General features: G+C 71.7%; 14 protein-coding genes. 3 read left to right on the top strand and 11 right to left on the bottom strand.

Annotated features, from left to right (window positions below):
- Positions 1-28 precede the first annotated feature (28 nt).
- Positions 29-244 carry an I78 family peptidase inhibitor gene (locus ACIBJG_RS23985; protein WP_359085577.1) on the bottom strand — a complete coding sequence of 72 codons (216 nt, stop codon included), beginning with the start codon at positions 242-244 and terminating at the stop codon, positions 29-31.
- A 709-nt stretch (positions 245-953) separates the two neighbouring features.
- Here ACIBJG_RS23985 and ACIBJG_RS23980 point away from each other — a divergent pair.
- Entirely contained in the window at positions 954-1736 is a 783-nt protein-coding gene (locus ACIBJG_RS23980; protein ID WP_399310246.1) for a hypothetical protein, read from the top strand.
- A gap of 137 nt (positions 1737-1873) precedes the next feature.
- Positions 1874-2227, top strand: coding sequence for a hypothetical protein (locus tag ACIBJG_RS23975; protein ID WP_399310244.1), 354 nt, complete (start codon positions 1874-1876; stop codon positions 2225-2227).
- Between the two features lie 194 nt (positions 2228-2421).
- Here ACIBJG_RS23975 and der read toward each other — a convergent pair whose 3' ends face one another.
- The 5 genes from der to aroH all read right to left on the bottom strand — a co-directional run bounded on the left by der (position 2422) and on the right by aroH (position 6982).
- Positions 2422-3891, bottom strand: coding sequence for a ribosome biogenesis GTPase Der (gene der / locus ACIBJG_RS23970; protein ID WP_399310242.1), 1470 nt, complete (start codon positions 3889-3891; stop codon positions 2422-2424).
- A gap of 64 nt (positions 3892-3955) precedes the next feature.
- A complete protein-coding gene (locus ACIBJG_RS23965; protein ID WP_399310241.1) occupies positions 3956-4618 on the bottom strand; it encodes a lysophospholipid acyltransferase family protein in 663 nt (220 codons plus the stop codon).
- Entirely contained in the window at positions 4615-5331 is a 717-nt protein-coding gene (cmk, locus tag ACIBJG_RS23960) for a (d)CMP kinase (RefSeq protein ID WP_359355541.1), read from the bottom strand. The genes ACIBJG_RS23965 and cmk overlap by 4 nt, the downstream gene beginning before the upstream one ends.
- Positions 5332-5537: 206 nt before the next feature.
- Positions 5538-6623 (bottom strand): prephenate dehydrogenase, encoded by a 1086-nt coding sequence (locus tag ACIBJG_RS23955; RefSeq protein WP_399310239.1) that lies wholly within the window; start codon positions 6621-6623, stop codon positions 5538-5540.
- Positions 6620-6982: a chorismate mutase gene (gene aroH, locus ACIBJG_RS23950; protein WP_399310237.1), complete on the bottom strand. Its 363-nt coding sequence runs from the start codon at positions 6980-6982 to the stop codon at positions 6620-6622. Before aroH ends, ACIBJG_RS23955 begins: the two co-directional genes overlap by 4 nt.
- 137 nt (positions 6983-7119) lie before the next feature.
- Here aroH and ACIBJG_RS23945 point away from each other — a divergent pair, with 137 nt between their 5' ends.
- Positions 7120-7833, top strand: coding sequence for a DNA polymerase beta superfamily protein (locus ACIBJG_RS23945; RefSeq protein ID WP_399310235.1), 714 nt, complete (start codon positions 7120-7122; stop codon positions 7831-7833).
- Positions 7834-7854: 21 nt separating this feature from the next.
- Here the strand turns inward: ACIBJG_RS23945 and ACIBJG_RS23940 are convergent, their stop codons facing one another.
- Genes ACIBJG_RS23940 through pnuC form a run of 5 tightly spaced genes read right to left on the bottom strand, consistent with a single transcriptional unit; the run spans position 7855 to position 12135 of the window.
- Positions 7855-8649 (bottom strand): DNA polymerase beta superfamily protein, encoded by a 795-nt coding sequence (locus ACIBJG_RS23940; RefSeq protein WP_399310233.1) that lies wholly within the window; start codon positions 8647-8649, stop codon positions 7855-7857.
- Positions 8650-8652: 3 nt separating this feature from the next.
- Positions 8653-9675, bottom strand: a complete 1023-nt coding sequence (locus tag ACIBJG_RS23935; RefSeq protein WP_399310232.1) for an ADP-ribosylglycohydrolase family protein — start codon at positions 9673-9675, stop codon at positions 8653-8655.
- On the bottom strand, positions 9672-10409 hold the full coding sequence (locus tag ACIBJG_RS23930; RefSeq protein WP_399310230.1) for an NUDIX hydrolase: 738 nt from the start codon (positions 10407-10409) through the stop codon (positions 9672-9674). Before ACIBJG_RS23930 ends, ACIBJG_RS23935 begins: the two co-directional genes overlap by 4 nt.
- Complete coding sequence (locus ACIBJG_RS23925) at positions 10406-11485, bottom strand: AAA family ATPase (protein WP_399310228.1); 1080 nt, start codon at positions 11483-11485, stop codon at positions 10406-10408. Before ACIBJG_RS23925 ends, ACIBJG_RS23930 begins: the two co-directional genes overlap by 4 nt.
- Positions 11482-12135: a nicotinamide riboside transporter PnuC gene (gene pnuC / locus ACIBJG_RS23920; RefSeq protein ID WP_399310227.1), complete on the bottom strand. Its 654-nt coding sequence runs from the start codon at positions 12133-12135 to the stop codon at positions 11482-11484. The genes ACIBJG_RS23925 and pnuC overlap by 4 nt, the downstream gene beginning before the upstream one ends.
- Positions 12136-12271: the final 136 nt, after the last annotated feature.

Genomic DNA, 12271 nt, shown 5'->3' with positions numbered 1-12271 from the left:
CAGGGGGCGGGGCGGCCGGGACGGCCCCTCAGCCGGTCCAGCAGCGCCTGACGACGCCTGCCTCGACCTCGAAGTTGATCCGGCCGCTCTGGAACTCCATGGTGATGACGGTGCCCGGCGGCAGGGCCCTGACAGTCGCCCAGCCGCGCTCCCGGGCCCGCCGTTCGGCGGACTCGGCGGCGAGGCCGACATAGGTGCCGGGGGTGTCGTCGGGCTGGGCGGGAGGAGTCGGTACGGGTGCCATGCCTCTCACCGTAGGCCGCTCCCGACCACGACGGAAGCCGGGGAGCCACCCGGTCGCATCGCATCCTCACGTACCTCACCGGTCACACTTGTGTCACAGGATCACTACACGCGTTCTCCGCCGAGTCATTCGTTCGGACGCACGATTCGGCATCGGACGCACAGTAATCACACAGGCCCGAAAACGATCACCGCAGCGGGCCGAAATGGTCCCGAAAACAAGCGGAATAGCCACTACCGGGTGACGTCGCTTTCCCGTCGAAATGACCACCCGTAAATGAACACACCACCAGGAATTCACCCTTCCTTATCGCACCCTTATCCGTAGGTGACGATATCCACACCATCCCACCACCACCCCGCCCGGGCCCCCGTTCCGCCCGTATAGCGGGCACCCGGATCATCCGTATTACGGCCTCGCGCGGAGCCCGGACAGCCGGGGCACGCACCCCCGTCATGGCGCCGCTCCGGTCCACCCGCACTCCCCCGCCGAGGCACTGCAGGCCCTGCCCCACCTCGCCCCGCGGGGTGACTCACATGCGTAGGGCACGTTTCCTCATGTCAGCATTTGTCCGGTCACATTCGAGCCGGCCGCACTGCTCGGTTCGATTCCGTTCCCCTTCTCGCGTGACCCCGGCAGCGGCTCACCCGTTGTCTTCTTCATGAGCCGGGAACCGCCCGGCGCACGTACCGAGTCCGAGGAGCCACCCGTGCCGCGCATGCTCGACGTCAGCGAGGACGTACGCGCCGAGATCGGCGACGCCGAAGCCGACCGGCTGCTCGTCGGCGACAACGCCCCCGGCAGTTACGACTGCACCTCCTGCCGCACCCCCGGCGACTCCGAGCAGGAACGCACCAGCACGGTGCTGTTCGTCGGCGACGAGACCGCCGTCCTCGCCTTCGCCCACGCGACCTGTATCCCGTCACAGGTGGTCCAGGTCGCCGAGGAACAGCTCCAGGGAGCCGTACGCAGCATCACCGGCAGCGAGCAGGACGCCCCGGACCCTCTGACGCCCGAGCAGGCGGTGCTCGGGATCACCAGCGGCCTCGTCCTGATCGACGACGAGCTCCACCCCGCCCTGGTCGTCGAGCCGACCGGGGCGATCGCCCGCCCCGGAACCGACGGCAGCGGGGGCGACGAGTTCCTCCAGCTGCTGCTGGAGCAGGACTTCCGCCCGGTCCACCGGATGGACCAGGTGCCCGAGGTGCTGCACGGCTGGTCGATCCTGCTCGCCATGGGCCAGCTGCACGCGGTGCTCCAGCCGGGCACGGGCGGCGGCGCCCCCGTGGCCTGGTGGCAGGCGCACGCGCCCCTTCAGGTCACCGAGGGCTGGCGGACCGCGGCCAACAAGTCCCAGACCGTGCTGGTCTACGCCGCCCCGGCCGGCTCGATCGGCCAGCAGCCCCGCGAGGACCTGCTGCGCGACGCCCTGGAGAAGGCCGCGGCCGGTGGGTTCCTGGTGGCGGCCGCGATGCCGCTGGCCGGGACCTGATCATGGCCGAACCTGCCGCGCGCCCACGGCGAACAGCGATTTCTCCCGCAGGCCCGCATCCGACGGACGGCGGGGTCGTTGGCACCTACGTGCACTCATACGACCCCTCCCACCAGCGTCCGAGCCCGATCCCTGCCATGCGTCCCGCGCAGGACCCCTCGGGCGGCCCGTCCCACACCCCGATCTACGACGCGCTGTACTCCGAGTACCGCAGGTCGTTCAGGGCGCTGCCGGGTGATCGCAGTGGCGAGGAGAGTCTGGTCCTGCCGTCCTTCGGTTCCGGGTTCTTCGGCTCCGGCTCCCGCGCCCCGCTGAGCGTCCACTCGGCGCACTCCGGGAGCGGGGGGGCGGGGAGTACCGCCGGTGGGCCGGGCGGGCACGGCAGCGGCCCTAGCAGCCACACCGGGGGCCTCGGCTCGTGGCAGCGGGTCGGACGGCATGCGGGAGGGGGCAGGCCCGCGGCGCTGCCACCGGGCTCGCGGGGAGCCTGACCGACACGACAGAGCCCCGGACCGCTCGCTGAGGCGAGTGGTCCGGGGCTCTGTCGTGTCCTGGGCCCGTGTCCTGGGCCGCGTCCTGGGCCGTGTCCTGGGCCGCGTCCTGGGCCGTGTCCTGAGCCGTGTGCGCCCGCCGGACGCCGTCCCGGCGCCTCACCGCGCAGGGCGGCGGGCGGCCTCACGGGTGCCTACTTGTTGCGGCCGCGCTTCTCGCGGACCCGCACCGAGATGTGGATCGGCGTGCCCTCGAAGCCGAACTCCTCACGCAGCCGGCGCTCGACGAACCGTCGGTAGCCGTGCTCCAGGAAGCCGGAGGCGAAGAGCACGAAGCGCGGCGGCTTGGTGCCCGCCTGGGTGCCGAAGAGGATGCGCGGCTGCTTGCCACCGCGGATGGGGTGCGGGTGCGAGGCGACGATCTCACCGAGGAACGCGTTCAGCCGGCCCGTCGGAATACGGGTCTCCCAGCCCCCCAGCGCGGTCTCGATCGCCGGGACCAGCTTCTCCATGTGGCGGCCGGTGAGAGCCGAGACGTTGACCCGGGGGGCCCACGCGACCTGCGCGAGCTCCGTCTCGATATCGCGCTCCAGGTAGTAGCGGCGCTCCTCGTCGAGGGTGTCCCACTTGTTGAAGGCCAGGACGATCGCGCGCCCGGCCTCGACGGCCATGGTGACGATGCGCTGGTCCTGGACGCTGATCGACTCGCTGGAGTCGATCAGGATCACGGCGACCTCGGCCTTCTCCACGGCGGCCGCGGTACGCAGCGAGGCGTAGTAGTCCGCGCCCTCCTGGAGGTGGACCCGGCGCCGGATACCGGCCGTGTCGATGAACTTCCAGGTGATGCCACCGAGGTTGATCAGCTCGTCGACCGGGTCACGGGTGGTGCCTGCCAGCTCGTTGACGACCACGCGGTCCTCGTTGGCCACCTTGTTCAGCAGCGACGACTTGCCGACGTTCGGACGGCCGATCAGCGCGATGCGGCGCGGGCCGCCGACCGCCGTGCCGAACGACTGGGCCGGGGCTTCGGGAAGCGCCTCCAGCACCGCGTCCAGCATGTCGCCGGTGCCACGGCCGTGCAGCGAGGAGACCGGGTGCGGCTGGCCGAGGCCCAGCGACCAGAGCGCGGTGGCGTCCGCCTCGCCGCTCTGCCCGTCGACCTTGTTGGCGCAGAGCACGACCGGCTTGCCGGACCGGCGCAGCAGCTTGACGACGGCCTCGTCGGTGTCGGTGGCCCCGACCGTGGAGTCAACCACGAAGACGACCGCGTCGGCCATCTCGATCGCGTACTCGGCCTGGGCGGCGACCGAGGCGTCCAGCCCGAGCACGTCCTGCTCCCAGCCGCCGGTGTCGACGACCTTGAAGCGGCGGCCCGCCCATTCGGCCTCGTAGCTGACGCGGTCACGCGTGACGCCGGGCTTGTCCTGGACCACGGCCTCGCGACGGCCGATGATCCGGTTCACCAGCGTCGACTTGCCGACGTTGGGACGGCCGACGACGGCGAGAGCGGGAAGCGGGCCGTGACCGGCCGCGCCGATGGCACCCTCGACGTCCTCGGGGTCGAACCCCTCCTGCGCGGCGAGCTCCATGAACTCCGCGTACTCGGCATCGCCAAGTGCTCCGTGCTCGTGGTCCGAGCCACCGGAGTGAATCTGGTCGTTCATGAAGTCCGTTCCTCTTTGCATCATCATCGATGGACCACGCAGCACGCGATCCACTACTCAAGTCTTACCCGGTGCGCCCGGTGAGGCGCCCGGCCTGCTCCAGGTGGCCGGTCAGCCGTCCCTGGATCCGCAACGTCGCCTCGTCCAGCGCCTTGCGCGTCCGTCTGCCGCTGCCATCGCCCGCGTCGAACGCTTCGCCGAAGACGACATCGACACGGCTGCGCAACGGCGGCAGTGCCGATATCAACCGTCCGCGGCGCTCAGTGCTTCCCAGTACGGCCACGGGCACGATCGGCGCCCCGCTGCGTACCGCGAAATACGCGAGTCCGGCGCGCAGCGAGGCGAAGTCTCCTTCGCCCCTGGTGCCCTCGGGGAAGATCCCGAGCACCCCGCCGTCCTCCAGCACGCCGAGGGCGTGGGTGATGGCGGTGCGGTCGACGGTCGTGCGGTCCACCTTCACCTGACCGATTCCGCGCAGGAACGGGTCCAGGGGGCCGACGAACGCCTCTTTCTTGATCAGGAAGTGGACGGGCCGGGGCGCGGTGCCCATCAGCATCGGCCCGTCGACGTTGTGCGAGTGGTTCACCGCGAGTATGACGGGTCCGGAGGCGGGGACCCGCCACGCGCCGAGGACACGGGGCTTGAACAGCCCGTACATCAGCCCGATCCCGATGCCGCGTCCGACCGCCGCTCCGCGCAGCGTGGGCGCGCCCGTGGCAGGTGTCACTTCGCGGCCTGCTTCTCCCCGACGAGGGTGACGACGCACTCGATGACCTGCTGGAGGGTCAGCTCGGTGGTGTCCACCTCGACCGCGTCGTCCGCCTTGGCGAGCGGCGAGGTCTTGCGGCCGGAGTCGGCGGCGTCCCGCTTGATCAGCGCCTCCTTGGTGGCGGCCAGATCTGATCCCTTGACCTCGCCGCTGCGGCGGGCCGCACGGGCCTCGGGCGAGGCGGTGAGGAAGATCTTGATGTCGGCGTCGGGCAGCACGGTGGTGCCGATGTCGCGGCCCTCGACCACGATGCCCCTCTCCGCTCCGGCGGCGATGGTGCGCTGCAGCTCGGTGATCCGGGTGCGCACCTCGGGGACGGCGCTGACGGCGCTGACCTTGGAGGTGACCTCCTGGGTGCGGATCGGGCCGGAGGCGTCCTCGCCGTCGACGGTGATCGTCGGGCCGGTGGGGTCGGTGCCGGAGACGATGACCGGCTTGGCGGCCGCGGTCGCCACCTCCATCGCGTCGTGCACGTCGATGCCGTTGTTCAGCATCCACCAGGTGATCGCCCGGTACTGGGCACCGGTGTCCAGGTAGCTCAGGCCGAGCTGGGCGGCGACGGCCTTGGACGTGCTGGACTTGCCGGTGCCGGAGGGGCCGTCGATGGCGACGATCACTGCGGCCGGGGCGGTCCGGGCGGCGGCGCTTACGGTTTCCACGGTGGTGGACACCTTCCTGGTACACGGGGTGGGCGGGACGGGACGCGTGAACCCGCCCCGCACAAGGTTACCGAGTGCCGGGGCGGGCCCGACCACCCCTGTGGAAAAGTGCCTCCCGGCCCGGTGTCCCAAGGGCCCGGGAGACGGGCCGGCCGCTACGGCTGCTCCTGCTACTGCTACTGCTACTGCTACTGCTACTGCTACTGCTACTGCGGCTACTACGGCCGGATCGACCAGCCCCGCTCGCGCAGGGCCGCGCTCAGTGCGGGGGCCGCGCTCGGCTCGACCATGAGCTGGACGAGGCCCGCCTGCTGCCCGGTCGCGTGCTCGATCCGTACGTCCTCGACGTTGACCCCGGCCCGGCCCGCGTCCGCGAAGATCCCGGCCAGCTCGCCGGGGCGGTCGCTGATGAGGACGGCCACGACCTCGTACGAGGCGGGGGCGGCGCCGTGCTTGCCGGGCACCCTGACCCGGCCGGCGTTGCCGCGGCGCAGGACGTCCTGGATGCCTTCGGTGCCCTCGCGCCGCTTGTCCTCGTCGGCGGACTGCAGCCCGCGCAGCGCCCGTACGGTCTCCTCCAGATCGGCGGCGACCCCACTGAGGACGTCGGCTACGGGGCCGGGGTTGGCGGACAGGATCTCCACCCACATCCGGGGGTCTGAGGCCGCGATCCTGGTGACGTCCCTGATGCCCTGGCCGCACAGGCGCACCGCGGTCTCGTCGGCCTCCTCCAGGCGCGCGGCGACCATCGACGAGATCAGCTGCGGGGTGTGGGAGACGAGGGCGACGGCCCGGTCATGGGCGTCGGCGTCCATGACGACCGGGACCGCACGGCAGAGCGCGACCAGCTCCAGCGCGAGGTTCAGGACCTCGGTGTCGGTGTCCCGGGTGGGTGTGAGGACCCAGGGGCGGCCCTCGAACAGGTCGGCGGTGGCGGCGAGCGGACCGGAGCGCTCCTTGCCCGCCATGGGGTGCGTACCGATGTAGGGCGTCTGGTCGACGCCGAGTGCTTCCAGCTCGCGGCGCGGTCCGCCCTTGACGCTCGCGACGTCCAGGTAGCCGCGGGCGACGCCGCCGCTCATGGCGGTGGCGAGCACGGTCGCGGTGTGGGCCGGCGGCACGGCGATGATCGCCAGGTCGACGCGGCCCTCGGGCGGCTCGTCCGTACCGGCTCCCAGTGCGGCCGCGGTACGGGCCGACTCCGGGTCGTGGTCGACGAGGTGGACCTTGATGCCGCGCCCGGCGAGGGCGAGGGCCGCGGAGGTGCCGACGAGGCCCGTTCCGATGACGACGGCGGTTCTCACTGGGCGATGTCCTTGCGGAGGGAGGCGGTGGCGCCGAGGTAGACGTGGGCGATCTCGGACTTGGCGAGATACGTCTCGACATGAGCGAGGATCCGGACCACCCGGGGCATGGCCCCTTCGATGTCCAGCTCCTGGGCGCAGATCAGCGGTACGTCGACGATACCGATCCCGCGCGCCGCGGCAGCCGGGAAGTCGCAGTGCAGATCGGGTGTGGCCGTGAACCAGATGCTGATCAGGTCGTCCGGGACCAGGCTGTTGCGCTCCAGGACGGTGGTGAGCAGGGCGCTGACCTGCTCGTCCATGTGCCCGGCCTCGTCCCGCTCCAGCTGGACTGCTCCACGGACCGCTCGTACCGCCACGTCGTGCTCCCTGCCTGTGCCTGCCGCGTCTGCGCTTGTGTTTCAGCCTAGAGGGGCGGCGCCGTCGCGCGCCCGGGCGCCCTGTCCGTGAGACGCGGCGGCGGCGCGTGCCCGGGCAGGGCGCGTACCCTCCCCGCATGATCTCCCCCGGCGACGAGGCCCTGGTCCGCGACCACACGGTCTACTCCTGCGTGATGGGCTCGCGCGCCTTCGGGCTCGCCACGGACGGCAGCGACACCGACCGGCGCGGGGTGTTCCTCGCCCCGACCCCGCTGTTCTGGCGGTTCGACAAGCCACCGGCACATGTCGACGGACCGGCCGAGGAGCAGTTCTCCTGGGAGCTGGAGCGGTTCTGCGAACTGGCACTGCGGGCCAACCCCAATGTGCTGGAGTGCCTGCACTCGCCGCTGGTGGAGCGGATCGACGCGACGGGCCGGGAACTGCTCTCGCTGCGTGGGGCGTTCCTGTCCCGGCAGGCCCATCAGACCTTCGTCCGGTACGCGCTGGGGCAGCGCCGGAAGCTGGAGGCGGACGTCCGGCAGCACGGGGCGCCGCGCTGGAAGCACGCGATGCATCTGCTGCGGCTGCTGACGAGCGGCCGGGATCTGCTGCGTACGGGAGAGCTCACGGTCGACGTGGGCGCGGCCCGGGAGGAGCTGCTGGCGGTCAGGCGCGGCGAGGTCACCTGGGCGGAGGTGGAGCGGCGTATGACGCGCCTGGCCGAGGAGAACGACGAGGCGGCCGCCGTGTCCCCGCTGCCGGCGCTGCCTGACCGGGCGCGGGTCGAGGACTTCCTGATCCGCGCCCGGCAGGCGTCGGCCCTGGCGTCCGAGGCCGGTTCAGCGGGCTGAGGCGGGGGCGAGCGGCGCGGCTCAGCCTGCCGGGACGGGGGCGAGGCGTGCCCGCACGACCAGCTCGTGCAGAGCGTCGAAGCCGCTCGCCCCGTCAGGGAGCCCCGAGTCCGCCTGGGCCCCGTCGAGCGTCCGGTGCAGCGACTCGATGTCCCGGGCCACCGCCACGGTGTCCACTCCCTCCGCTCCCCCGTGTTCGGCCGCGGCCTTGGCCGTGATCAGCCCCGGGAGGTAGGAGGGCGTTTGCACCCGGGCGAGCAGCGTCGGCAGATGCGCCAGCACCTCACCGCTGCGCATCAGGTGGATGCCGGTGAGCAGTGCCCGGAAGGTGTAGAGGAGCGGCTTCAGCTCGCCGGTCCTTTCGAAGAGCCGCCACTGGGTGTTGGCGAATCCGCGGTAGTGGTGGGCGTGGTTGCGGGTGAGGACGGCCGGGGCGAGGGACACCAGTTCCGCGTGCAGGGCGGTCGTGTGCACGACGAGCGGCGACAGCAGCTGCTCCAGCACGTAGCCGTTCGGCTTCAGCATCAGCCGGACGAACTTGCGGAGGTCGTGGGTGACCAGGTCCATCTCCACTCCCTCGTCGCTGTCCCACATGCGCGAGCGGGTCTCGTCGGGCTCCCGGAGCCCGACGAGGTCCTCGGCGGGCAGGACGTGGACCCCCCGCAGGTCCACGTCCGAGTCCCGGGAGGGAAACCCGTACAGATGCGCCCCGGAGACCGTGGCGAACAGCAGCGGGTGGCGTTCCCCGGCGAGGACCGGGCCGAGGTCGGTGACCGGCAGCCCGGCGTCCCGGAGGAGTGCGGTGTTCGTATGCATCCCTCAAGCGTCCCAGAGCGCCCCCAGCGACAGCAGGTCGCTCCGGTACTCGATCCGCTCCGACCATTCCTTGGGCCAGGCCGCCGAGCCCAGATGCGCCCCGGCCAGCGCGCCGGTCAGACAGCCGAGCGAGTCCGAGTCCCCCCGGGTGCAGGCGGCCCGGCGCAGGGCGGTGACGGGCTCGTCGGGGAAGAGCAGGAAGCAGTGCAGGGCCGTGGCGAGGGCCTCCTCGGCGATCCAGCCGTCGCCGGTGCTCTCACAGGGGTCGGTCTCCGGGGACGGGTGGCGCAGGGCGTCCTGGACGCGGGCCAGGGCGGTGAGGCACTCGTCCCAGCCGCGCTGGATGTACAGCTCCGGGGAGGAGTCGCCCGCGTGGCGCCAGAGGTCGCCGAGCCAGCGGGTGAGGTAGCGGTTGCTGTTCTCGTACGCGTAGCTGCGCAGTTGTCCGATCAGGCCCATCGGTTCCGCGCCCTGCGCCAGCAGGTACACCGCGCGGGCCGTCAGGTCGGACGCGGCGAGCGCGGTGGGGTGCCCGTGGGTGAGGGCGGCCTGGAGCTGGGCGGCTCCGGCGCGCTGTTCCTCGCTCAGGCCGGGGACGAGTCCGACGGGCGTGACGCGCATGTTGGCGCCGCAGCCCTTGGAACCGGTCTGGCTGGCCTCCTGCCACAGGCGGTCGCTGTCGAGCATCCGGCAGGCGGTCATGCAGGTGCGGCCGGGGGCGCGGTTGTTGTCGGGAGAGTGGTACCAGTCGACGAACTCGTCGCGCACCGGCCGCACCAGGCGCAACGGCGTGAGCAGTCCGCGGTCCGTGGCGGTGCGGATCCCGCGCCCGAGGGCCAGGGTCATCTGGGTGTCGTCGGTGACGATCGCCGGCTTCGGCAGCCGCATCTGGCGCCACGGGCCGCACTTGGCGAGGATCGACGGGACGTTGTTGAACTCGGTCGGAAAGCCCAGCGCGTCGCCGAGCGCGAGCCCGGTCAGCGCGCCGGTGGCGGCCTGTTTGGTGAGGGTCCTGGTCACGATCATGTGCTTCTTCCTTCCGGTCGCAGCAGTGGGGGGTGCAGAGCGGTGGCGGCGCCCGCCCGGTGGAGGGCGGCCGGCTTTCCCCGCCCGCCGGTGCGGCGCGGTGATCCCTCCACGGCCTGGACGAAGCCGGGCGTGGTGAGGACCTTGCGCCGGAAGTTGGGCCGGTCCAGCTCGACGTCCCAGACCGTCTCGTACACCTGCTGGAGCTCGCCCAGGGTGAACTCGGGCGGGCAGAACGCGGTGGCCAGACAGGTGTACTCGAGCTTGGCGCCGATCCGGGCCCGGGCGTCGGCGAGGATCAGGTCGTGGTCGAAGGCGAGCGTGCCGAGCTCTCCGGCGTCCCACCACCGGGCGCTGGCCGCGTCGCCGCCGCCGCGCGGTTCGGGCAGGTCGGGGACGAGTGCGGCGTAGGCGACGGAGACGACCCGCATCCTCGGGTCGCGGTCCGGCTCGCTGTAGGTGCCCAGTTGCTCCAGGTGGAGGCCCGAGACGGTGTCCTCGGTCAGCCCGGTCTCCTCGGCCAGCTCCCTGCGGGCCGCGGTCCCGGCGGACTCCCGGGGCAGCACGAAGCCGCCGGGCAGTGCCCAGTGGCCCTTGTACGGGTCCTCGCCGCGTTCGACGAGCAGGACGTTCAGCCGGGACTCGCGGACGGTGAAGACGGCGAGGTCGACGGTGACGGCGAAGGGCTCGAAGGCGTGCGGGTCGTACCCCTCGGGGGCTGCGGCGTCGCTCATCGTCGCTCCGGAAGGGGTGCGGCGAAGTCCCAGCCGTCGGCGAGCAGGGCGTCGACGGCCGTGACGGCCGCGGCCAGCCGTTCCGGCCGGCTGCCGGTGACCTCGGTGAACGCCCTTCCGGTGCGGGTGAGTTCGGCCCGGAACCGGTCGGTCATCCAGGGCCGCAGCTCCTCGCCGTCGCGCAGTCCGTCGTCCTCGAAGGCGACGCCCTCGTGGTCGGTGAGCAGCCACAGGTGGTGGGCGACCCGGTCGGCGGTCCGCTCGACCAGGGGGTTGCGTCCGCCGACGTACCGCTCGTGCCACACGGTCGTGGCGAAGGAGTCCGTGTCGCAGACGAGCAGCGGGGAGCCGGTGCGGGCGGCGGCCTCCTCGCGGGCGTTCTGGGTCTCGGCGATGAGGGGGAAGTCGTGCGTGGTGAAGGAGACGTCCTCCCACTGGGCCTCGGGCCACCGGGCACGCAGCGCGGCGAGCTTCTGCTCGCTGAACTCGCGCCCGTACTCGGCGACGTAGCCGGTGTGCGCCCAGATGCCGCCGCGCTGCCGGTAGTGCGCGGCGAGGTCGCGGGCCAGGGTGGTGGTGCCGGTGGACTCGGCGCCGAGGACGACGACCCGGCGGGTGAGCGCCGCCCGGACCGGGGGTTCGAGGAAGTCCCAGCAGCCGGCCGGGTCCGCGCGGACGGCGGTGCCGGAGACCGGGAAGACCGTGCGGCCGGGGTCCACGCAGACGGACTCGGCGCCGAAGCGGCGGGCGAGTTCGTCCCCGTACGACTCCGAGGTGAAGACGGCGTCCACAGGCTCGGGCACGGCCGCGGTGAAGACGGCCATGTGGGCGTCCCAGATCGCCGGGTCGTGGAGATCCATCCGGGTGTCGTCGACGGCGCCCACCACCGCCACGTCCGGGTGCACCTCCCGCATCCAGGCGACCCGGTCCGCGAGGGAGACGGATTCCACCGAGGCGGCACAGACCAGCACGGTCAGCCGCTCGCAGCGGTCCCTGGCGGTGCGGACGAGGTGGTGGTGGCCGGCGTGCGGCGGATAGAACTTCCCGAGCACCAGGCCGTGTGCGAAACGCTTCATGCCACGGCCTCCACGGGCTCCGGGGCGCGGACGGTGAGATCCCGTCTCCAGTTGCGCAGGCCGATCAGGCACAGCGTGAGGAAGCCCACGTACAGCAGCGAGGTCAGATAGAGCTCCTTGTACGCGTACAGCGGGATGTAGACCACGTCGGCGGCGATCCACAGCCACCACGACTCGACGAGCTTCCTGCACTGCCCGTACGTCGCCGCCAGTGACAGGGCCGTGGTCAGGGCGTCCCAGAACGGCACCGTCGAGTCGGTGGCCCGGTCGAGCAGGACGGTCAGTGCGAGGGTCCCCACCGCCCCTGCCGCGAGCAGCCCGGTCCACTCGGTGCGGATGGTGCGCCGCACCGGCAGGCCGTCCGTCCCTGGTCCACCCCCGTGGGTCCAGGTCCACCAGCCGTACGCGGCAAGGGCGATGAAGACGATCTGGAGGCCCGCGTCCGCGTACAGACCGGACTGGGCGAACAGCAGGATGAAGAAGACGTTGTTGGCGATGCCGATCGGCCAGTTGGCGAGGTGCTGGCGGGCCACGAGCCAGACGCACAGCGCTCCGCTGCCGAAGCCCAGCACCTCGGTCCAGCTGACCGGGGTGTCCAGAACCGTCACCAGGGGTTGCTGCAGGGGATCGAGTACATCCGCGAGACTCACACCCACCTCCTTAATAGTCACTCTGACTATAAAGGTAGAACGAGGGCAGCAAAAGGCCCGCGGCCGGTTCCTGTTCGAAAATCGAAAATCGAAAACCAGAACCGGCCGCGGGCCGTGAGCGGTACGGTCCGCAGAA

The sequence above is a fragment of the Streptomyces sp. NPDC050422 genome, assembly GCF_044458665.1.
Taxonomy (GTDB): domain Bacteria; phylum Actinomycetota; class Actinomycetes; order Streptomycetales; family Streptomycetaceae; genus Streptomyces.
Note: the sequence above shows the minus strand (reverse complement) of the source record. Positions and strands in the feature narration are given on the sequence as shown.